Genomic DNA, 20,545 nt, shown 5'->3' with positions numbered 1-20,545 from the left:
AGTTCACTTTCCACATCCGGCTCCTCAGCGCTTCGAATGTCGGGGCCCCCGAGGAGCATGGGTGCATGGACGAGGAAGACCGGGGCGCGGCGACCGCGCGGGCACCGAGGAGCGGCGGGATGACCACCGCCGCCTCGGCCTCGGTCACGGCCGACGGTCGGGTCCTCCTGCATCCCCGTCCTGTCGCCTCTGCCGATGTCCCCTCAGCTGGTGCTCCGTCGACCGCCGACGCGGACTCTCCCATCCGTGACGAGCTCCTCGACCTCGGTGCCGTCGCCGACGCGCTCGGCCGGGTCGCGCTCTCGACCGACGTGTCCTTCACGGGCGCCGGATCCGGCCTCGATGCCGCAGCGCTCTCGCAGGTCCTGTCCGTGATCGACCGCGCGCACTCGGCGCTCTCCGCGCTCGAGATGCGGACCATGACGGCACTCGACACCGCCGTGCGCGGTCAGGATATCGCCGAGGGCGCGCCCGCCCGTGACCAGGGCCGCCGCACCGCCGACGAAGTCCGGATGGCATCGCGCATCTCCCCCGCCCTGGCCTCCCGCCGCCTGCGCGCCGGAGAGCGCCTGGTCCGGGAGATGCCGCGCATGTTCGAGGCCCTCGCGTCCGGTGCGATCACCTCCGAGGCGGCCTACGCGATCGGTCGTGCGGCCGGTCCGGTCCAGCCGGATCTCCGCTCAGAGGTCGACGAGGTCCTTGACCAGCACCTGCCGGACCTCGAGGGCGCGAGCACCTCGCGCTGGTCCCGGGAGGTCGATGCGCTCGCACAGACCCTCGACCCGCAGGGCGCTCCGCGCCGCCACCGTCGCGCCGAGCAGGAGCGATCCGTGACCGTGCGCGCCGGAGCGCACGGGATGGGCACCGTGACTGCCCATCTCTCGGGACTCGACTGCCAGGCGATCCGTCGGCGGCTGTCCCTCGAGGCGGAGAAGATGCGCGCCGCCGGCGAGGACCGCACCCATGGCCAGCTCATGGCCGATCTGCTCTCCGACACGATCCTGGGCCGCCACGGCGCCGTCGATCCCGTGACCCTGCAGATCGGCGTCGTCATCTCCGAGCGCGCCCTCTTCTCCCCCGCGCACGGCGAGCCCGCCATGATCGAGGGCTACGGGGTGATCGACTCCGGCCAGGTGCGCGACCACGTGCTCGGCCAGGACATCGATACCCGACGCGAGCCGGCGCAGGCCGAGCCCGCGCAGCCGACCCTCGACGAGGATCTCCCGCTGCCGGACGCGATCGCGGACCTCGTGGACCTCGAGACGCCCGCCCAGCGCCGCACGCAGCAGGTCGACGCGATCACGGCGCACCTGCGCGCGGCGCGGGGCGCCCCGCCCGCGGAGGATCTGCGGGCCCAGGGCCCACCGGGGTCGGGCTCGTCGACGACGGAGCCGTCGAACGACCTCCCCTGCCCTTCCGACGCTTCGCATCCGGACGCGGTCCGCTCCGGCACCGATGCCGCCGTGCTCAGCCCCGGCGAGCGGTATAGGCGCGCGCTGCAGCTGCTGGAGGCCGAGGAGGGGACGGCCGACGAGTTGCGCCGGCTGTTCACGCATCCCACCACGGGTGAACTGGTGGCGATGGAGTCGCGCTCACGCGCCTTCCCACAGGGTCTCGCTCGCTACATGCGCATCCGCGAGATCCTCTGCGGCGGGCCGTACTGCGACGCCTCGATCCGGCATGCGGACCACATCCGCCCCCACGCCGAGGGCGGGCTGACCAGCGCGCTCAACGGGCAGGCGCTGTGCGCGCACTGCAACCTGACCAAGGAGACGCCGGGCAGCGCCGAGCATGTTCCCGCCGAGGACGGCAGCCACCGCGTCACCTGGACCTCCCGCCTCGGCGCCACGGCGACCGTGACGCCCGGCGCCCAGACCGGGCTTCCGATGTCGCGGACCGCCGTGCAGGCGCACGCGCTGGACGCAGATCCCCGGTCCTGGTTCGATCGCGACGCGGTCGACGGCCAGACCCGCGGGAAAGGCCGCTCCCACCTGCGCCTCCTCATCGAGGAGCCCGAGCTCGAGCCCGTCGAGGACCTCATAGCACGCGACCACTGCGCGGGGCGCTCCGCCTCCGACGAGGACCGCATGCACCAGGCAGCGATGGACGCCTTCGGCCCGGCCTTCTCCGGCTGCGATCACGACTGGGACGAGTTCGACATCCTCGATGAGTTCGACCGGCTCGACGCCCTCGGCCGGCCCGACGAAGACCTGGGAGGCCTCCGCTCGTCGGCCCGAGCGCCCAGCACGTCGGCTCCGGAGCCCAGCACATGCGCCCGGCGACGCGACGCCGGCTGAACGGCGCGACGCCGGCTGAGGACACCCGCCCCGCGTCGCGGGCCCACCCGAGGTCCCGTCACCCCGCGGCAGCGACCTCCACGACTCGCTCGCCCTCCGGCCAGTCGCGGACCTCGGTGCCCTCGGGTGCGAGGTTCGTGGACTGGGCGATGAAGATCGTCCGACCCTGCGGGCTGACGACGTTGTCGTGCACCGGCAGCGCGAGCACCGGACGGACCGCACGCAGGAAGTCGATGGTCTCCTGCATCTTCGACCAGGGGGCGACCACGGCGAACGCGAGCACGTCGATGCCCGCGAACTCCGGCACCACCTCGAGGGAATCACCGGTCACGCCGAGCCGCGGCTCGCCCGGCGCAGATATGACGAGGCCCGAGTTGCCGACCCGAGGGATGTCCGGGTGGATGATCGCATGCTCCCCGCCGACGGCCCCCACCTCGATCTCGCCGATCCGCTCCACTGCTCCCGCGGGCAGCTCGACCAGCTGATCGGCACCGAGCTCGCCCTCGAACGCGCCTCCCGGCAGCTCCCGCTCCCCGCGCAGCCCCGCCGCGGTCTGCGGCTCCGCCAGCACGCGAGCCTCGGGCGAGGCCTCGAGCACGCGGGCGAGCAGCGCGGGCGCGACATGGTCGGCGTGCTGGTGGGTGATGGCGACCGCGTCGTAGGGCCCCGCGGCGAGCACCGCGTCCGGGTCGCTGAACGACCCGGGGTCCACGAGCAGCCGCAGACCCGCGGCCTCGACCGCGAGGCAGGAATGTCCCAGGTGACGGATCTTCATCATGCGCTCCTTCGACGTTCTGGCAGACGCCCCGCGGACACCGTGCGCATCCGCGGTCCGTGCGCCTCTAGGATGAAGGCTCGCACACCGCCGCGCGAGCGCGCACGTGCGCGCTCTCGCTGGTCCGCCGGAGCCCGCCACCCCGACAGGAGAACCCATGCCACGCGTCGTGGTCCACGTCATGCCGAAGCCCGAGATCCTGGACCCCCAGGGCAAGGCGGTCGCCGCCGCGCTCCCCCGGCTGGGCTTCGAGGGGATCGCCTCCGTGCGACAGGGCAAGCGATTCGAGCTCGAGCTCGAGGGCCCGGCCGACGAGGCCGCGCTCGCGCGGGTGCGCGAGGCCGCCGAGACGCTGCTGTCGAACCCCGTCATCGAGGACGTCGTCGCCGTCGAGACCGTCGAGGAGCAGGCCTGATGCGCATCGGCGTCGTCACCTTCCCGGGCACTCTGGACGACCGCGACGCGCTGCGCGCGATCGCGCAGGTGGGCGGCGATCCCGTCGCCCTCTGGCACGGCGAGGACTCCCTGCGGGACGTCGACGCCGTGGTCCTGCCCGGGGGCTTCTCCTACGGCGACTACCTGCGCGCGGGCGCCATCAGCCGCTTCGCCCCGGTCATGGACCGCGTGGTCGACGCCGCGAACGGCGGCATGCCCGTCCTCGGCATCTGCAACGGCTTCCAGATCCTCTGCGAGACGCACCTGCTGCCCGGCTCGATGATCAAGAACGCCCACCGCGCCTTCATCTGCCGCGACCAGCCGCTGCGCGTGGAGAGCACAGCGAGCGCGTGGACCTCGGAGTTCGCCGAGGGCGAGGTCATCCGCATCCCGCTGAAGAACCAGGACGGCCAGTACGTGGCCGACGAGCGCACCCTCGCCCAGCTCGAGGAGGAGGGCCGCGTGGTCTTCCGCTACGTGGCCGGTGCGACGCACGGGCCCGAGGGATTCGAGGAGAACCCCAACGGCTCCCGGCACGACATCGCCGGGGTCCGCAACGAGCGCGGGAACGTCGTCGGCCTCATGCCGCATCCCGAGCACGCGGTCGAGCCCGGCTTCGGCCCCGACGAGCCCGGCCGCGGCACCCGCACCGGGACCGACGGGCGCCGCTTCTTCACCTCGGTGCTGGGGTCGCTGGTCGCCTGAGCGCACGATTGCCGCCGCGACCATCTGCGTGAGGTCGCGAGCGGGGAAGGGCGCCGATGGATCCCATGATCCGTCGGCGCCCTTCTGTCTCTCCCTGCCTCTCCCTGTCTCTCCCCGCATCACTCCGCGGGCGGCCCCGCGATCGCCCTCAGGTTCGCCAGGTGATCGCGCCAGCGGCGCAGCCCGTCCCTGGTGAGCGAGAGGGTGGTGCGCGGCCGCTTGCCCACGAATCCCTTCGCGGCCTTCACGAACCCCGCCCCCTCGAGCTCGGTGATCTGTTTGGAGAGCACCGAGTCGCTGACCTGCAGCTCGTCGCGCAGCTCGCCGAACGCGATCGACTCGACGGGCGCGAGAGCCGCGACGATCGAGAACCGGACCGGATGCGCGAGCTCGGACTCGAGGTGGAAGCGGGGATGGTCCTTCGCGGTCGCGCTCATCGCGCCTGCACCTCCTCGCGCCCGGCTCCCTGACGGCTGTGCGTCTTGAGGGCCGCGACCTCGCCGGTGACGGCGATGACGAACAGGACGAAGAACAGCGGGGCGATGACGAAGGCGAGCGTCGTGGTCGCGAGGAACATCCCGGCGATCCAGAGCACGCCCCAGACCGCCATCAGCGCGACCCAGCGACGGCCCAGTCCGCGACGCCAGCGGTCGCGGAAGATCCACAGCGGGACCATCGCGACGCCCACCCAGACCAGGGAGAACACGAGCACGAGCAGGTTCGGGGAGAAGTCGGCCGACTCGGGCACGAGCGCCGCCAGGTGCAGGCCGATCACCGCGAAGGCGCCGATCACGCACAGCATGCCGAAGGTGATGAAGGCCGCCGGGATGGCGGCCGGGAGGGTGCGGGAGCGCCCCTCGGCCTCGGCGAGGAGCCTGCAGGCCTGGTGGTCGTCGGGTGCGCCCGGCGCGTCACTCGGGACGGGGTCCGGGGTCCTGTCGTTCGCGGTGCTCATGGCGGGTTCCTCTCGTCGTGGTCCTCCCGCGCCCTGGGTCGGGGCTGCGGCGTCATCGCTCGGGGTCTCTCGACCGCCGATGCGGACATCACATCAAGTACTTTCCATTTCGTCAAGTACTTTCTGAAGACCCGACCCTTGTGCGGGTGCCGTCTCCGCACCCCTCCGGGGCTCCGTTTCGGGGCCCCGAGGCGCGGCCCGTACGATGACCCGGTGACCTCCCCGCGGATCCCGCTCCTGCTCGACTGCGACACCGGCATCGACGACGCCATCGCCCTGACGTACCTGGCCAGCAGGCCGGAGGTCGAGCTCGCGGGCATCGTCTCGACGGCGGGGAACGTGACCACGGAGCACGTGCTCGACAACAATCTCGCGCTCGCCGACATGCTCGAGCTCGATGCCCCGGTGGCCCGCGGGGCCGACGCACCGCTCGTGCAGGAGCTGATGACGGCCGAGGACACCCACGGCCCCACCGGCATGGGCCACGGGCAGCTGCCCGCGACGACCCGCTCGGCCGATCCCCGCAGCGGCGCGCAGCTCTGGGTCGACGCGGCCCGAGAGCATCCCGGTGACCTCGTCGGCCTGGTCCTCGGCCCGCACACGAACCTCGCGCTCGCCCTGGAGATCGAACCCGAGCTGCCGCAACTGCTCTCGCGCCTGCACATCATGGGCGGTGCGATCAACCACCGCGGCAACACCCTGCCCACCACCGAGTGGAACATCGCCGTGGACCCCGAGGCCGCCCAGCGGGTGCTCGCGGCCTTCTCCTCGGCGCCCCGGAGACCCGTGCTCGCGCCGCTCGACGCGACCGAGTCGGTGCGCTTCACGCAGGAGACCCTCGACGCCCTGCGGGCGATCTCCGATCATCCGGTGATCGCGGCCCTCGCCGAGGCACTGCGCTGGTACTTCGAGTTCCACGAGGCCGACGGCTTCGGCTGGATGGCGCACGTGCACGACCCGCTGGTCGCGGCGCACGCCCTCGTGCCGGAGCTCGCGAGGACGGCTCCGCTCGCCGTCGACGTCGAGCTCGAGGGCACGCTGACCCGGGGCCAGACCGTCGGCGACTGGTTGGGCCGCTGGGGCAGGCAGCCGAACGTCGACGTGATGACCGAGGTCGACGCGGACTGCTTCGTCGCGCACCTGCTGGCGGTGCTCCGGGCGCGGTTCGGCGCCTGAGCCGCGCCGGTTCTCCCCGCGCTCCGTTCAGCCGCGCCGTCTCGCCCGCCCTCCGCTCAGCCCCGCGGGTCCGCTCAGCCGCGCGGGTCCGCTCAGCCCCGCGTGGACTGCAGCACGGTGAAGCGACGGTCCCGAGCGCGCTGGCGGACCGGGCCGACGCGATGCTCCAGTTCGCTGCGGTAGCGCAGATGGGAGTTGTGGACGAACCACAGCTCGCCGCCGGGACGCAGCACGCGGGCCACGGCATCGAGCAGACCGTGCACGAGCGTCGCGTCCACGGCGGTGCCGTCGTGGAACGGCGGGTTCAGCAGCACGAGGTCCGCGCTGCCCGCCGCCTGGCCCGCGAGCGAGGACTCCCAGAGCACACGCGCGCCGGGACCTGCCGCTTCGCCTGCACCTTCATCGGCGGCCGCACCCGCACCCCCCTCGAGCGTCGCACGCGTCGAGGCGACGGCGTCGAGGTCGTCGTCGGTCGCGAGCACTCGCGCCTCGGGGAACGCACGCCGCAGGTAGACGGTCAGCAGCCCGTTGCCGCAGCCCAGATCCACGGCGGCGAGAGCGCCTCCGCCGGCAGCGCCCGGCGCGTCTGCCGTGCCCCGCGTTCCCGGCGCGTCTCCCGCGTCCTCCGCAGCCGCTGCCCCGGCGACCTCGCCCGCGAGCACCGCGCGGTCGAGGGCGTCGAGCAGCAGCAGGCTGCCCGCGTCGGCCGACGCTCCCCCGAACACCCCGCCGATGCCGCGCAGCGGGACCCGGACCTGCTCGCCGCGAATGAGGACGTCGGCGCCGCCCTCGTGGACGGGCGCCGACCGTCCCTCGGCGCGCGGAGCGCGAGCGACCAGAGCCCGGGACTTGCCGATCCCGCGCGTCGCGTGGACCTCGTCGAACGCGCCGGCCAGGACGTCGTTCTGGGTGCGCGTCATGTGCTTGACGCGCCCTCCCGCGACGAGGGCGGGCACTCCGGCCCGGGCGAGCGCGTGCGCGCGGTGGTCCAGAGCGGCGAGCGCCTTGGGCAGTCGCGCCAGGGCGACCTGCGGGGCGCTCCCCTCGAGCAGCCCGCCGATGTCCTCGGGAGTCCCGTCGAGTCCCGCGATCACGAGCCGTCCCTCCCTGCGCGCTCCCGCGTTCGCCTCGGCGAGCGCGAGCGCCCGCTGTGCGGAGGCCTCGTGCACGAGGACCCGGGAGGCGCCGCTCCCGACCTCCTCCAGGGCGGCGGAGGTCAGCGCGCCGGTGGCGTCGTCCAGGATCACCAGGTCGCCGCGGTCCAGCGGCCCCAGCTCCGCACGGGCGCTCTCGAGGATGACGCGATCGGTCTGATCTGCGCGGTCGTCGCCGGGGGCAGGCGATGCAGCAGGTGCGGGAGAGGTGGAGTCCATCCGATCAGTCTGTCGCCTCGATGCACCCCGGTCCACTCCCGCGGCCCGACCGCCGGCCGGACGTGCTCAGGCACTCACCCGCGGTCGGCCGGGCTCACCTCGAGGGTGAAGTGCCGACGGGCGGGCTTCCCGCTGCGCGCCGACTTCCAGCCCACGCAGCGGGTGGTGCCGTCCTCGTCGTCCTCGTAGCGCACGAGCACGGTGCCGGGCAGCGTCACGGGCGCCTCGAAGCGCACGTCCCACTGCAGGGGTCGGGTGAGGTCGGGGCGCGACTCGGTGAAGGCGCGCGAGGCCGTGAACATCCCGTGGGCGATCGCGCGGGGGAACCCGAAGGCGCGTGCCGAGAGCGCGGACATGTGGATCGGGTTCGCGTCGCCCGAGACCTCCGCATAACGGCGACCCGTGCCCGCATCCAGGTGCCAGCGGCCCGTCGGGGCCGGCGGGACGAAGTCGCGGCGCGAACGGCCGGAGGAGCCCTCGCCCGATCCCGACCGGCTCCCCGGTCCCGCCCCCTCGCCGGATCCCGAGCCCTCGCCCCCGCCCTTGGCCAGGTACGTCGAGACGTCGGTCGCGACGATCTCGCCGTCCGCGGAGAGGAACGTCGTCACCGCCTCGAAGGTGCGGCCCCTGCGGTGGGGCCGCAGATCGCGGGTGCGGCACTCGACGTCCACGAGCTCCCCGACCCGCACCGGCCGATGCTGCAGCAGGCGGTTCTCGGTGTGCACGAGCCCGAGCAGGCCCACGGGGAAGTCCGAGCGGGCCATCAGCGAGAGGCTCACGGGGAAGGCGAGCACGTGCAACACGCCCGGGTGGACGAGGTCGGTCGCGGCTCCGCCCATCAGGTGGTCGAAGGCCGCGGCCCGCGCCGGATCGATCCGCACCCGGCGCACGCGGTGGGCGACCTCGGGCAGCTCGCGCGAGCGCCGGGCGCCGGGCCGGCGGCTCAGCGCCGCCGCGTAGACGGCGGGGAACGAGGGGACGTCGGCGAGGTCCCGGATCCTCTCCCCCTGCTGCAGGGTGCCCTTTCCCTTCCGCACGGTGCTCCCGGTGCTCCTCGTGCGCTCGACGCTCCCCGCGCTCTCGGTGCTCTCCCTGCTCATCGGCCCACCAGGTTCTGGCCGCACACGCGCACGGTCTGTCCGCGCACGCCGCCCGCGCCGGGCGAGGCGAGGAAGCCGATGGCCTCGGCGACGTCGAGCGGGAGGCCGCCCTGCTGCAGGGAGTTCGCACGCCGGGCGATCTCGCGCTGCAGCGGCGGGATCTTCGCGGTCATGTCGGTCTCGATGAAGCCCGGCGCGACGGCGTTCGCGGTCCCGCGCTCGCCGAGCCGGCGCGCGAGGGCGTCGACGAAGGCCATCACGCCGGCCTTCGAGGTCGCGTAGTTCGCCTGTCCGCGGTTGCCCGCGATGCCGCTCGTCGAGGCCAGCGAGACGACCCGGAGATCGGACCCGACGACGGGCTCGTCGCTGGACAGCAGCGCCTCGGCGAGGGCGATCTGGCTCGAGATGTTGACGGCGATCACGGCGTCCCAGCGGTCCGCCGTCATGTTCGCGAACATCTTGTCGCGGGTGATGCCCGCGTTCAGCACGAGCACGTCGAGCACGATGCCGCGCTCCCGCAGAAAGGCGATGACGCGGTCACCGGCCTGCGGCGAGGTCACGTCGAGCTGCAACGGGGTCGCGCGCAGCTCGTTCGCGACACCGCTCAGCTCGCTGCCGGAGGCGGGCACGTCCAGGAGCACGAGCTCGGCGCCGAGTCCGGCGAGGGTGCGGGAGATGGCCGCGCCGATGCCGCGCGCGGCCCCGGTGACCAGTGCGGTGCGTCCTGCGAGGGGTCGTTCCCAGTCCTCTGGGAGGGCGCCGTCCTGGCCCGCGACGCCGACGATCTGCCCGTCGACGAAGGCGCTGCGGGCCGAGAGCAGGAAGCGCAGGGTGCTCACCACTCCGGGCGCCGTCAGCGGCACCCCGTCGGCGACCTGGATGCCGTTCGCGGTGCCGCCCTTGCGCATCTCGTGGCCGAGCGTGCGCACGAACCCCTCGACGCCGCCGCGCGCGGCATCCCGGGCGAGGTCCTCGCCCGTCGGCGGACGCGAGATCGTCACCACCCGCGATCCGGGCAGCAGGGAGCGCATGGCGCCCGCCAGGGGCAGCACGGTCGTGCCGAGGTCGGCGGGCTTCGCCAGGTCGTCGAGCACCACGACCACGGAGCCGACGCTCGCGGTCTCCTCGAAGCGTCGACGCACGTCGGCGCCCCAGTCGAGGAGCAGAGCCGCGACCTCGTCGGCCCCGGGCGTGGCGCCGAGGACGACGACGGGACCGAGGACCGGCTGCGGTCGATCGGCGTGGCGCGGGAGACGCGGCGGGTTCGGCAGGCCCGTCCGCTTGACGAGCGGCCGCCCCAGGGCGGAGCGGGTGAATCGGGTGTAGGCGTCGGTCATCGACGCTCTCCTCTCTGTGCGGGGCGGGTCACTCGCCGTCGGACTCGAGCAGGACCACGGTCCCCTGCCCGCCGGCGGCGCACACGGAGACGAGGCCCCGCTGGACGGCGCCCTTCTCGCGGGCGCGGGCGTGCAGGAGCTTCGCGAGGGTCGCGATGATGCGGCCGCCGGTCGCCGCGAAGGGATGACCGGCGGCGAGGGAGGATCCGGCGATGTTCAGCCGGCTGCGGTCCACGGTGCCGTAGGCGCCGTCGCGGCCGAGTCGCTCGCGCCCGAACTCCTCGGACTCCCAGGCGGCGAGGGTGGTCAGGACCGTCGAGGCGAAGGCCTCGTGGATCTCGATCAGGTCGAGGTCGTCGAGGCCCAGACCGTGCGCGTCGAGCAGGGCGGGGACGGCATAGGCGGGGGCCATGAGCAGACCCTCGTCGCCGTGCACGTAGTCGACGGCGGCGGCGCGCGTGTCGACGATCCGCGCCAGCGGTGTGTGCCCGTGCTCGGCCGCCCACTCACGACTGGCGACCAGCACGCTCGAGGCGCCGTCGGACAGGGGCGTGGAGTTGCCGGCGGTCATCGTCGGCTCGGCCACGGCGGGGTTCGAGGTGCCGAAGACGGGCTTCAGCTTCGCGAGCTTCTCCATCGACGAGTCGGGGCGCAGGTTCTCGTCACGTCCCAGCCCGCGGTAGCCCGTGACCAGGTCGTCGAGCAGCCCCGCCTGGTAGGCGGCGGCGAGGTTCCGATGGCTGGCGAGCGCGAGCTCGTCCTGCGCCTCGCGGGTGATCCCCCACTGCGAGGTGGTGATGGCCTGGTGCTCGCCCATCGACATGCCGGTGCGCGGCTCCGCGTTGCGCGGAGGCAGCGGCGCGAGATCGCCGGGGCGCAGCGCCGCCAGGGTCTTCGCGCGCTGCATCGGCGTGCGGGTGCGGCTGAGGCGGTGCAGCAGGCGGCGCAGGCGCACCGAGACCTCGATGGGCGCGTCGGACGCGGAGTCGACGCCGCAGGCGACGCCCACGTCGATCTGTCCGAGCCGGATCCGGTTGCTCACGTGCATCACCGTCTCCAGGCCCGTCGCGCATGCCTTCGACATGTCGACGGCGGGGGTGCGCGCGTCGAGCGGCGTGCCCAGCACGCACTCGCGCGTGAGGTTGAGGTCCCCGGCGAGCTTGAGCACGGCGCCGCCGGCGACCTCGCCGAGCTGCGCGCCCTGGAGGCCGAAGCGGGCGACGAGCCCGTCGAGCGCGGCGGTGAGCATGTCCTGCTCGGAGACGCCCGCGTAGGCGCCGCCGGAGCGGGCGAAGGGCAGGCGGTTGCCGCCGAGGACCACGGCGTCGCGCGGGGATCCGGCAGTGCCGGGGTCGGTGCGGGTGGGGTCGGTCGGGGACGCGGGAGCGTCGGTCACGGGACACCTCTTCGGGTCTGCGAGTCGGGAGCGGCGCTGTCGCGGGCGGACGAGGGTCCGCCCCGCTGCGCCTCGACGAAGACTTTACATGCAACCGCCGGTACTTGATACCTTTGGTTTCGTGAACGCAAGGATGCACGCGGCCGACGCCGCCACGACGCTCCGGACGGCCCCGTCCGCCGGGGGCTCCCCGTCGGTCGGCTCTCCGTCGGACGCCTCTCCGTCGCCCCCGGCGGAGAGCGACGGGCGCACGGCCCGCTGGGCGCGCCATCGCGAGCAGCGCCGTGCCGACCTGCTCGACGTCGCCCGCCACCTCATCCACGAGCGCGGGCCCGACGTGACCATGGAGGAGATCGCCTCGGCCTCGGGGACCTCGAAGTCCATCATCTACCGGTACTTCTCCGACAAGGCCCATCTGCAGCGGGCGCTGGGCCTGCACATCCTCAGCGCGATGCAGAAGCGCCTCACCGAGGAGGTGCGGGAGCTCGCGAGCACCGCGGCGAGCGCGGGCGAGCGGGGCGTCTCCCCCGAGGCCCATCTGCGGGCGATGATCTCCACCTACGTCGACACCGCGCAGCGATCCCCGCACGTCTACGCGTTCGTCACCCGGCCCAGCGACGGGCTGAACCATTTCCTGGACTCCGCGACGCGTCTCGCCGCCGCCGCGCTCCCCGCGGGCCACCCCGCTCCCGGCATCTGGGCGGCCGGCGCCGTCGGCTTCGTCGAGCGCGCCGTGGACCGCTGGATGCGCGGCGAGGACGACTCCCGTCCCAGCGCCGACGATCTCTCCGACCACCTCGTGACATGGCTGATGAAGGGCATGCGATGACCACCTCGACCCAGAACCACGCTCAGAACCCCACGGATCCCGCCCAGGACCGGGCCCCGGGCTCGACACCGGGCTCGACCGCCGGCGCGGCGACGAGCCGCGCGGCGACGCGGTCCACCACGCCGACGGGGCCGATCCCGGTTCCCCGCGACGGCGACCCGCGCCTCGACGTCGACGCCGTGACCCGGGCCCTGCTCGGGAAGTGGGCGGAGACCCGCCTCGAGGCCCGCGAGCGCGCGGCGCGCCCGGAGATGCACCGTCCGCTGGACGCGAGCGTCGCCGAGCACCGTGACCGCGTGTTCGGTCAGCTGCGGACCCTCGCCGAGGAGCAGGTCTCGCTGCCCATGCTCCCCGAGCACCTGGGCGGACCCAACGACAACGGGGCGAACGTCGCGGGCTTCGAGGAGCTCGTCGTCGCCGACCCGTCCCTGCAGATCAAGGCCGGCGTGCAGTGGGGCCTGTTCACCTCGGCGATCGTCCAGCTCGGCGACGAGGACCAGCAGCGGCGCTGGGTGCCCGACGCCATGAGCCTGGAGATCCCCGGCGCCTTCGCGATGACGGAGATCGGCCACGGCTCGGACGTGCAGTCACTGGGGACCACCGCGACCTTCGACCCCGAGGGCGGGGACGACGGGGAATGGGTGATCCACACGCCCTTCCGCGCCGCCACCAAGGACTACCTCGGCAACGCGGCGGTCCACGCGCGGGCCGCGACGGTGTTCGCGCGCCTGATCACCCGCGGCGTCGACCACGGGGTGCACTGCTTCTACGTGCCCGTGCGCGACGAGAAGGGCGAGATGCTCCCCGGCGTGCGCAGCGAGGACGACGGCGAGAAGGGCGGCCTCAACGGCATCGACAACGGCCGCCTCGCCTTCGACCACGTCCGCGTGCCCCGCACGAACCTGCTGAACCGCTACGGGGACGTCGCGGCCGACGGCACCTACTCCTCCCCCATCGAGTCGCCCGGCCGGCGCTTCTTCACGATGCTCGGCACGCTCGTCCAGGGCAGGGTCTCCCTCGACGGCTCGGCGAACCGGGCGAGCCAGCTCGCGCTCACGATCGCCCTGACCTACGCCTCCCAGCGCCGGCAGTTCACGGCCGCCTCGCCCACCCAGGAGACGGTGCTGCTGGACTACCAGAGCCACCTCGCGCGGCTGCTCCCCAAGCTCGCCGCGACCTACGCGGGGGCCTTCGCCCACGAGCAGCTGCTGCGGGCCTTCGACGACGTCTTCTCGGGCCGCGGGGACACCCCCGAGGGCCGCGAGGACCTGGAGACCCTCGCGGCCGCCCTCAAGCCGACCTCCACGAGGCTCGCCCTGGACACCATCCAGGAGTGCCGCGAGGCCTGCGGCGGGCAGGGTTTCATGGCCGAGAACCAGCTGGTGGGCCTCCACCAGGACCTCGACGTGTACGCGACCTTCGAGGGCGACAACACGGTGCTGCTGCAGCTGGTCGCCAAGCGCCTGCTCGCCGATTACACGAGCGAGCTGCGCAGCATCGACCGCGCCGGGATCGGCCGGTTCATCGCGCAGCGGGCCGACGTCCTCGCCCACCGCCACACCCCGTGGGGGCGTCTCGTGCAGACCGCCTCGGACGCGGGCAACGCCCGGCGGTCCTCCGAGACGCTGCGTCAGGCGGACGTCCAGGAGCACCTGCTGGCCGAGCGCGCACGCGTGAAGGTCGAGGAGGTCGCTCTCGCGCTGCGCGCGGGCGCGCGGATGGCTCCGGCCGACGCCGCCGCCCTCGTGAACAAGCACCAGGTCGAGCTGCTCGATGCGGCGCGCGCCCACGCCGATCTCGTGCGCTGGCGCGCCTTCACCGCGGGTATCGAGTCCGTCGAGGACGAGGCATCGCGCGAGGTCCTCACCGACGTGCGCGACCTGTTCGGCCTCTCCCTCCTGCAGGACGATCTGGCCTGGTACCTGCTGAACGGCCAGCTCTCCGCCCAGCGCGGCCGGCAGGTCTCGGCGGACATCAAGCGCCTGCTGTGGCGTCTGCGCCCGCACGTGCTGGATCTCGTCGACGCCTTCGACGTGCGGCCGGGGCACGTGCGCGCCCCCATCGCGCTGGGCGCGGAGCAGGAGCGCCAGGACGAGGCGGCGGCCTTCTTCCGCGCCCAGCGCGCATCGGCCGATGCGCCCGTGAGCGAGAAGGCGCTGCGCGCGAAGGAGAAGGCCGAGAAGAAGGCCCGGGACACGCAGGCACCCAAGAGCGCCCGGCGCTGAGGCGGGCCGCGAAGGGGACCGATCCCGTGCGGTGGGCGGGCGCGCCCGCCGCACGCGCGCGCCCGTAGACTGGCCCGGTTCCCTCCACCGTGCGCGACGAACGGACGCAGACGAAGCGATGACCGCCCCAGCACCCCTCTCCGAGCACCACGACCCGCACGACCCGCTCGATGCGGCCGACGCCCGCTCCGACATCGACACCGTCGAGGACGCGATCGCGACGCCCGCGCAGGAGCAGCCGTTCGCGGCGCTCGGCCTGAAGGACGACGAGTACGCGCGCATCCGGGAGATCCTGGGCCGCCGTCCCACCAACGCCGAGCTCGCCATGTACTCGGTCATGTGGTCCGAGCACTGCTCGTACAAGTCCTCGAAGATCCACCTCAAGACCTTCGGCGACCACATCACGCCCGCCATGACGGAGCACCTGCTGGTGGGCATGGGCGAGAACGCGGGCGTCGTCGACATCGGCGACGGCTGGGCGGTGACCTTCAAGGTCGAGTCCCACAACCATCCCTCCTACGTCGAGCCCCACCAGGGCGCGGCCACGGGCGTGGGCGGCATCGTGCGCGACATCATCGCCATGGGCGCGCGGCCCGTCGCCGTCATGGACCAGCTGCGATTCGGCGCGATCGACCACCCGGACACCGCGCGCGTGGTGCACGGCGTGGTCTCCGGCGTGGGCGGCTACGGCAACTCCCTGGGCCTGCCGAACATCGGCGGGGAGACGGTGTTCGACGCCGCCTACCAGACGAATCCGCTCGTGAACGCGCTCGCCGTGGGCGTGCTGCGCCACGAGGACATCCACCTGGCGTCGGCCACCGGCACCGGCAACAAGGTGGTGCTGTTCGGCGCCCGCACGGGCGGGGACGGCATCGGCGGCGCCTCGATCCTCGCCTCGGAGACCTTCGAGGAGGGCGGCCCCGTGAAGCGCCCGAGCGTGCAGGTGGGCGACCCCTTCATGGAGAAGGTCCTCATCGAGTGCTGCCTCGAGCTGTTCCACGGCGGGGTGGTCGAGGGCATCCAGGACCTCGGTGCCGCGGGCATCTCGTGCGCGACCAGCGAGCTCGCCTCCAACGGCGGCTCCGGCATGCACGTGGACCTCGAGAACGTGCTGCTGCGCGACCCCACGCTGAACGCCGGCGAGATCCTCATGAGCGAGTCGCAGGAGCGCATGATGGCGGTGGTGACGCCCGAGAACCTCGAGGCATTCCTCGCGATCACCGCGAAGTGGGACGTGGAGACGGCGGTGATCGGCGAGGTCACGGGCGACGGCCGCCTCACCATCGACCACCACGGTCGCCGCATCGTCGACGTCGACCCGGTGACGGTCGCGCACGGCGGACCGACCTACGACCGCCCGTTCGCCCGCCCCGACTGGCAGGACGCGCTGCAGGCCGACCGCGCCGAGGAGCTGGCGCGGCCCGCCTCGGCCGAGGAGATCGGCGGCGCGCTGCGCGCGCTCGTCGCCTCCCCGAACCTCGCCTCCTCCCACTGGGTCACCGACCAGTACGACCGCTACGTGGGCGGGCAGACGGCGCTCGCCATGCCCGACGACGCGGGCGTGCTGCGCGTGGACGAGACCACGCACCGCGGGGTCGCGATCGCGACCGACGCGAACGGCCGCTACACGAAGCTCGACCCCCGCACGGGCGCCCGCCTCGCCCTCGCGGAGGCCTACCGCAACGTCGCGACCGTGGGCGCACGGCCGCTCGCGGTGACGGACTGCCTGAACTTCGGCTCCCCCGAGGACCCGGGCCCCATGTGGCAGCTGGTCGAGGCGATCCACGGGCTCGCCGAGGCCTGCGAGACGCTCGGCGTCCCTGTGACCGGCGGCAACGTCTCCCTGTACAACTCGACAGGAGAGGCGGGGCGCATCGACTCCGCGATCCACCCGACGCCCGTCGTCGGCGTGCTCGGCGTGATGGACGACGTCACCGCGCGCACGCCCTCGGGCTGGCACGAGGCCGGTCAGTCCGTCGTGCTGCTGGGCGCCACGCGCGAGGAGCTCTCGGGCTCGGCGTGGGCACAGGTCGCGCACGACCACCTGGGCGGGATGCCTCCGCAGGTCGACCTCGAGGCCGAGCGGGCGCTCGCCGAGGTGCTGATCGGCGCCGGCACGAGCGGCCTCGCGACCGCCGCGCACGACCTCTCCGAGGGCGGCCTCGCCCAGGCGCTCGTCGAGGCGACCACCCGGTTCGGCGTCGGCGCGCAGGTCGATCTCGCGGACGTGCTCGCGCGCGACGGGATCGACCTGTTCACGGCCCTCGTCTCCGAGTCCCAGGCCCGGGCCCTCGTGGCCGTCGACGCCGCGCGCGAGAACGAGCTGCTCGACCTCGCGGGCGAGCACGGCGTGCCGGCGCTGGTCATCGGCAGCACGGGCGGCGAGGACCTCTCGATCGCCTCCCTCGAGGCCCTCCCCCTCGCCGAGCTGCGCTCCCTGCGCGAGGGGACGCTGCCGCAGCACTTCGGCTGAGCACGATGCACGAGGCGCCCGGCAGGGCACCGGGCGACGGCGGGGCGCCCGACGGCGGAGTCCCGCCCGTCGGGGAGGTCGATCGGGAGCAGCTGCCGCTGAGCACGCGCGACGCCCTCGCCCTGGACGCAGCCAAGCTCGCCCACGGCCGCGGGCTCTCCCAGCAGCGGATCGCCGAGGCCCTGCACGTCTCCCGTCCGCAGGTCTCGAAGCTCCTGGCGACAGCGCGCGCGAAGGGGTTCGTGCGCACCCTCGTGCTCGACCCCCGGGAGTCCGACCGCGCCCTCACCCACGGCCTGCGCGAGCGCTTCGGCCTGAGCGACGTGCGCCTCGTGGTGCCCGCGGGCCGCGGCCCCTCCGATCTGGACCAGGCACTGGGCCACGGCGCCGCCGAGATGCTCGACGCCGCCGGCGCCATGGAGGGTGCGACGCTCGCCGTGTGGTGGTCGAGCGCCGTGCGGTCGACCCTCGAGTCGGCTCTCGATCGCCTGCGCGTGCGGCCCGGCTCCCTCGTCGTCCTCGGCGGCCAGGACCGGGCCGGCGGCCCCGACCCCGCGTTCGAGGCCTTCGTCGGCCGCACCGCGGTCCCCGTCCATCGCGCGCCCGCGCCCACCGTCCACGCGTCGCTCGCCGCACGGATCGCCCGCGACGAGCAGGCGGACTCCCGGGGGCACGAGGCGCTCGTCCACGGGGCGGGCGTCCTCCTGTTCGGCGCCGCTCACGCGGACCCGCTCGCGCTGACGGACCCCGGGCTCCTCACGGACGCGGAGCGCGCGCAGATCCGGGATCGCTCCATCGGCCGGATCTGCGGCCGCTTCCTCGACGCCGACGGGCGGATCGTCGCCCCCACGCTCAGCCAGCGCACCTCGGGCCCCACCCTCACCGCGCTGCGCAGGACCGGCCGCACGGTGCTCGTCGCGGGCGGGGCGGAGCAGTTTGCCGTGATCCGGGCGGCGCTCGCCCGACGCTACGCGAACCACCTGGTCACGGACCTCGCCACGGCCCGGCGTCTCATGACCGACGACGACTGACGACTCCGACACCCGCTCCCCCGCATCGGCACATATGTGCCGTCTCGACGTTGCGCCCTGCGGCACCGGACACCTTCACTGAGGTGTCCGAACAAAGGAGTTGGAATGACCACCGCGAAGACCGCCGTGGGCGAGGAGGGCGTGCCCAACACGTCCTGGGGCGTCATCAAGGACCGCTCCCGTCAGCTGAAGGACGGCTACCTCGACCGCACGCCGCTGTTCCAGTTCATCCTGCTGTCGATCTGCTTCCCCATGTGGGGCATGGCGGCCAGCATGAACGACATCCTCATCACCCAGTTCAAGGCCGTCTTCACGCTCTCGGACTTCGCCTCCGCCTTCGTGCAGTCGGCGTTCTACGGCGGCTACTTCCTGGTCGCGATCCCCGCCAGCCGGGTGATCCGCCGCACCAGCTACAAGACGGGTCTGCTGGTCGGGCTCAGCGTCTACGTGCTGGGCTGCGTGCTGTTCTTCCCCGCCTCGCAGGTCGCGACGTACTCGGTGTTCCTGTGCTCGCTGTTCGCGATCGCCATCGGACTGTCGTTCCTGGAGACCTCGGCGAACACCTATTCCTCGATGATCGGTCCCCGGCGCCGCGCGACGCTGCGGCTGAACATCTCCCAGACCTTCACCGCCTTCGGCTTCCTGGGCGGCGCACTGCTGGGCAAGTTCCTCGTCTTCACCGACGGTGACGCCCTGCACGAGCGCGTCGCCAGCGCCTCCTCGGAGTCCGAGCGCCTCGCGATCACCTCGGAGGCGCTCGGCCGCACGCTCGAGCCGTACAAGGTGATCCTCGTGCTGCTGCTCGTGCTCGTGGCGCTCATCGCCATCACCCAGTACCCGCACTCCAAGCCGCTGCGCGAGGACGCGACCGAGCAGAAGGCCTCGATCGGCGAGACCCTCGCCTACCTGCTGCGCAACCGGATCTTCTGCGCGGGCATCGTGACCCAGTTCCTGTACGTGGGCATGCAGACCGCCCTGTGGTCCTTCACGATCCGCCTGGCCCTGGTGCTCGACGACTCCCTCAACGAGCGCGCGGCCGCCTCGTATCTGATCGCCGCGTTCATCGCCTTCTTCGTCGGCAAGTTCGTCGCGAACCTGCTGATGACGCGGTTCGACGAGGACCTCGTGCTCATCATCTACTCGGCGCTCGGCATGGCGACCATCCTGTACGTGGTCGCGGCCCCGAACTTCACCTCGGTGTACGCGGCGATCGTCGCCTCCGCGCTGCTGGGCCCGTGCTGGGCGACGATCTTCGCCCGCAACCTCGACGTCATCGAGGACAAGCGCTTCACCGAGACCGGCGGCGCGATCATCGTCATGTCGATCATCGGCGGCGCAGTGATCCCCGCCGTGCAGGGGCTGATCTCCGACACCACGGGCTCGATGCGCTTCAGCTTCATCGTGAACCTGTTCTGCTTCGCCGCGGTGCTCGTGTACTTCCTGATCCTGCGTCGGCGCGGCCGACGGACGACGACCGGCGAGGAGATCTGAGATGGCGCACGCGACGAGGATCGCCGTCGTCGGCTCGAACATGGTCGACCTCATCTCCTACATCCACCGGATGCCCGGCGAGGGCGAGACGGTCGAGGCGCCGGACTTCCGCATGGGCTGCGGCGGCAAGGGCGCGAACCAGGCGGTGGCCGCGGCGCGGCTGGGGTCCGAGGTCGTGATGGTCACGCGCGTGGGCGACGACGTCTTCGCCGAGACCACGCTGAAGAACTTCGAGGACAACCGCATCGGCACCGACCACGTGCTGCGCACACGGGCCTCCTCCGGGGTCGCCCCGATCTTCGTGGACCCCGAGTCGCGCAACTCGATCCTCATCATCAAGGGGGCGAACGCCCTGCTCACCCCGCAGGACGTCGAGGAGGCGCGGGACGCGATCGCGCGCTGCGAGCTCATCGTCCTCCAGCTGGAGATCCCGCTGGAGACGGTCGCGGCCGCGATGGCGCTGGGGGCCGAGCTCGACATCCCCGTGCTGCTGAACCCCGCTCCCGCCTCCCCCGACCTGGACCTCTCCCGCATCACCGGGGTCGAGTTCCTGGTGCCCAACGAGTCGGAGCTCGAGCTGCTCACCGGCATGCCGGTCGACGGTATCGAGGACATCCAGCGCGCCGCCGAGGTCCTGCTCGCCGCGGGCATCCGCAACGTCATCGTCACCCTCGGTGCGCGCGGCGCTCTGTGGATCCACGAGGGCGGTCGCGAGCTCATCGACGCCCCCGCGGTGCGGGCCGTGGACACGACGGGCGCCGGCGACGCGTTCATCGGCTGCTTCGCGACGCAGTGGGTGCGCACCCGTGACGTCGCCGAGGCGATCCGCGCCGGCACCGCCTACGCGGCGGACTCGGTCACCCGCCAGGGCACGCAGTCCTCCTACGTGTGGGCCTGAGGGCCCGGGCCCGGGCCGGATCGGTCCGGCACAGCACGGACCACCGGAC

At 73.1% G+C, this 20,545-nt stretch carries 17 protein-coding genes; 10 read left to right on the top strand and 7 right to left on the bottom strand.

What is annotated here, in order from left to right; genetic code table 11:
- The first annotated feature begins 119 nt into the window (after positions 1 to 119).
- Complete coding sequence (locus tag ACFQ53_RS09930) at positions 120 to 2,297, top strand: DUF222 domain-containing protein (protein WP_377858876.1); 2,178 nt, start codon at positions 120 to 122, stop codon at positions 2,295 to 2,297.
- Positions 2,298 to 2,355: 58 nt separating this feature from the next.
- On the opposite strand, the gene ACFQ53_RS09925 is transcribed toward ACFQ53_RS09930, so the two are convergent.
- Positions 2,356 to 3,075, bottom strand: coding sequence for an MBL fold metallo-hydrolase (locus tag ACFQ53_RS09925; protein WP_377858873.1), 720 nt, complete (start codon positions 3,073 to 3,075; stop codon positions 2,356 to 2,358).
- 154 nt (positions 3,076 to 3,229) lie between these two features.
- Between ACFQ53_RS09925 and purS the strand changes: the two genes are divergently transcribed.
- Together purS and purQ are read left to right on the top strand one after the other, a co-directional pair.
- A complete protein-coding gene (purS, locus tag ACFQ53_RS09920; RefSeq protein WP_152351815.1) occupies positions 3,230 to 3,487 on the top strand; it encodes a phosphoribosylformylglycinamidine synthase subunit PurS in 258 nt (85 codons plus the stop codon).
- Positions 3,487 to 4,212: a phosphoribosylformylglycinamidine synthase subunit PurQ gene (purQ, locus tag ACFQ53_RS09915; protein ID WP_377858870.1), complete on the top strand. Its 726-nt coding sequence runs from the start codon at positions 3,487 to 3,489 to the stop codon at positions 4,210 to 4,212. Before purS ends, purQ begins: the two co-directional genes overlap by 1 nt.
- 119 nt (positions 4,213 to 4,331) lie before the next feature.
- Here the strand turns inward: purQ and ACFQ53_RS09910 are convergent, their stop codons facing one another.
- Both ACFQ53_RS09910 and ACFQ53_RS09905 read right to left on the bottom strand, forming a co-directional pair.
- Positions 4,332 to 4,649 (bottom strand): winged helix-turn-helix domain-containing protein, encoded by a 318-nt coding sequence (locus ACFQ53_RS09910; protein ID WP_377858868.1) that lies wholly within the window; start codon positions 4,647 to 4,649, stop codon positions 4,332 to 4,334.
- The gene (locus tag ACFQ53_RS09905) at positions 4,646 to 5,167 is read right to left on the bottom strand and encodes a hypothetical protein (RefSeq protein ID WP_377858865.1); all 522 of its coding nucleotides are present in this window, start codon (positions 5,165 to 5,167) and stop codon (positions 4,646 to 4,648) included. Before ACFQ53_RS09905 ends, ACFQ53_RS09910 begins: the two co-directional genes overlap by 4 nt.
- Before the next feature lie 213 nt (positions 5,168 to 5,380).
- Here ACFQ53_RS09905 and ACFQ53_RS09900 point away from each other — a divergent pair, with 213 nt between their 5' ends.
- Positions 5,381 to 6,343, top strand: a complete 963-nt coding sequence (locus ACFQ53_RS09900; protein ID WP_377858863.1) for a nucleoside hydrolase — start codon at positions 5,381 to 5,383, stop codon at positions 6,341 to 6,343.
- A gap of 92 nt (positions 6,344 to 6,435) precedes the next feature.
- Here the strand turns inward: ACFQ53_RS09900 and ACFQ53_RS09895 are convergent, their stop codons facing one another.
- The 4 genes from ACFQ53_RS09895 to ACFQ53_RS09880 form a co-directional block, all read right to left on the bottom strand.
- Positions 6,436 to 7,716 (bottom strand): class I SAM-dependent methyltransferase, encoded by a 1,281-nt coding sequence (locus tag ACFQ53_RS09895; protein ID WP_377858860.1) that lies wholly within the window; start codon positions 7,714 to 7,716, stop codon positions 6,436 to 6,438.
- A gap of 74 nt (positions 7,717 to 7,790) precedes the next feature.
- On the bottom strand, positions 7,791 to 8,816 hold the full coding sequence (locus ACFQ53_RS09890; RefSeq protein ID WP_377858857.1) for a MaoC/PaaZ C-terminal domain-containing protein: 1,026 nt from the start codon (positions 8,814 to 8,816) through the stop codon (positions 7,791 to 7,793).
- On the bottom strand, positions 8,813 to 10,153 hold the full coding sequence (locus ACFQ53_RS09885; RefSeq protein ID WP_377858854.1) for a 3-oxoacyl-ACP reductase: 1,341 nt from the start codon (positions 10,151 to 10,153) through the stop codon (positions 8,813 to 8,815). The genes ACFQ53_RS09890 and ACFQ53_RS09885 overlap by 4 nt, the downstream gene beginning before the upstream one ends.
- A 28-nt stretch (positions 10,154 to 10,181) precedes the next feature.
- The gene (locus ACFQ53_RS09880; RefSeq protein WP_377858851.1) at positions 10,182 to 11,549 is read right to left on the bottom strand and encodes an acetyl-CoA C-acetyltransferase; all 1,368 of its coding nucleotides are present in this window, start codon (positions 11,547 to 11,549) and stop codon (positions 10,182 to 10,184) included.
- 121 nt (positions 11,550 to 11,670) lie between these two features.
- On the opposite strand from ACFQ53_RS09880, the gene ACFQ53_RS09875 reads away from it, so the two are divergent.
- The 6 genes from ACFQ53_RS09875 (at position 11,671) to rbsK (ending at position 20,496) form a co-directional block, all read left to right on the top strand.
- Positions 11,671 to 12,378 carry a TetR/AcrR family transcriptional regulator gene (locus tag ACFQ53_RS09875; protein WP_377858848.1) on the top strand — a complete coding sequence of 236 codons (708 nt, stop codon included), beginning with the start codon at positions 11,671 to 11,673 and terminating at the stop codon, positions 12,376 to 12,378.
- Positions 12,375 to 14,603, top strand: a complete 2,229-nt coding sequence (locus ACFQ53_RS09870) for an acyl-CoA dehydrogenase (RefSeq protein ID WP_377858846.1) — start codon at positions 12,375 to 12,377, stop codon at positions 14,601 to 14,603. The genes ACFQ53_RS09875 and ACFQ53_RS09870 overlap by 4 nt, the downstream gene beginning before the upstream one ends.
- 118 nt (positions 14,604 to 14,721) lie before the next feature.
- Complete coding sequence (gene purL, locus ACFQ53_RS09865) at positions 14,722 to 17,076, top strand: phosphoribosylformylglycinamidine synthase subunit PurL (protein WP_377858843.1); 2,355 nt, start codon at positions 14,722 to 14,724, stop codon at positions 17,074 to 17,076.
- 5 nt (positions 17,077 to 17,081) lie between these two features.
- Complete coding sequence (locus ACFQ53_RS09860; RefSeq protein WP_377858840.1) at positions 17,082 to 18,107, top strand: sugar-binding domain-containing protein; 1,026 nt, start codon at positions 17,082 to 17,084, stop codon at positions 18,105 to 18,107.
- A gap of 105 nt (positions 18,108 to 18,212) precedes the next feature.
- The gene (gene fucP / locus ACFQ53_RS09855) at positions 18,213 to 19,598 is read left to right on the top strand and encodes an L-fucose:H+ symporter permease (RefSeq protein WP_249478979.1); all 1,386 of its coding nucleotides are present in this window, start codon (positions 18,213 to 18,215) and stop codon (positions 19,596 to 19,598) included.
- 1 nt (position 19,599) lies between these two features.
- On the top strand, positions 19,600 to 20,496 hold the full coding sequence (rbsK, locus tag ACFQ53_RS09850; RefSeq protein ID WP_377858836.1) for a ribokinase: 897 nt from the start codon (positions 19,600 to 19,602) through the stop codon (positions 20,494 to 20,496).
- Positions 20,497 to 20,545 lie beyond the last annotated feature (49 nt).

This window comes from Brachybacterium sp. NPDC056505 (genome assembly GCF_042794925.1).
In the GTDB taxonomy this organism is placed as follows: Bacteria; Actinomycetota; Actinomycetes; order Actinomycetales; family Dermabacteraceae; genus Brachybacterium; species Brachybacterium kimchii.
This window is presented reverse-complemented; position numbering and strand designations above follow the sequence as displayed.

Excerpts from the sequence above, each read along its gene's own strand:
- ACFQ53_RS09930 (WP_377858876.1), top strand. The coding sequence starts at position 120 with ATGACCACCGCCGCCTCGGCCTCGGTCACGGCCGACGGTCGGGTCCTC.
- ACFQ53_RS09925 (WP_377858873.1), bottom strand. The coding sequence starts at position 3,075 with ATGATGAAGATCCGTCACCTGGGACATTCCTGCCTCGCGGTCGAGGCC.
- purS (WP_152351815.1), top strand. The coding sequence starts at position 3,230 with ATGCCACGCGTCGTGGTCCACGTCATGCCGAAGCCCGAGATCCTGGAC.
- purQ (WP_377858870.1), top strand. The coding sequence starts at position 3,487 with ATGCGCATCGGCGTCGTCACCTTCCCGGGCACTCTGGACGACCGCGAC.
- ACFQ53_RS09910 (WP_377858868.1), bottom strand. The coding sequence starts at position 4,649 with ATGAGCGCGACCGCGAAGGACCATCCCCGCTTCCACCTCGAGTCCGAG.
- ACFQ53_RS09905 (WP_377858865.1), bottom strand. The coding sequence starts at position 5,167 with ATGAGCACCGCGAACGACAGGACCCCGGACCCCGTCCCGAGTGACGCG.
- ACFQ53_RS09895 (WP_377858860.1), bottom strand. The coding sequence starts at position 7,716 with ATGGACTCCACCTCTCCCGCACCTGCTGCATCGCCTGCCCCCGGCGAC.
- ACFQ53_RS09890 (WP_377858857.1), bottom strand. The coding sequence starts at position 8,816 with ATGAGCAGGGAGAGCACCGAGAGCGCGGGGAGCGTCGAGCGCACGAGG.
- ACFQ53_RS09885 (WP_377858854.1), bottom strand. The coding sequence starts at position 10,153 with ATGACCGACGCCTACACCCGATTCACCCGCTCCGCCCTGGGGCGGCCG.
- ACFQ53_RS09870 (WP_377858846.1), top strand. The coding sequence starts at position 12,375 with ATGACCACCTCGACCCAGAACCACGCTCAGAACCCCACGGATCCCGCC.
- purL (WP_377858843.1), top strand. The coding sequence starts at position 14,722 with ATGACCGCCCCAGCACCCCTCTCCGAGCACCACGACCCGCACGACCCG.
- ACFQ53_RS09860 (WP_377858840.1), top strand. The coding sequence starts at position 17,082 with ATGCACGAGGCGCCCGGCAGGGCACCGGGCGACGGCGGGGCGCCCGAC.
- fucP (WP_249478979.1), top strand. The coding sequence starts at position 18,213 with ATGACCACCGCGAAGACCGCCGTGGGCGAGGAGGGCGTGCCCAACACG.
- rbsK (WP_377858836.1), top strand. The coding sequence starts at position 19,600 with ATGGCGCACGCGACGAGGATCGCCGTCGTCGGCTCGAACATGGTCGAC.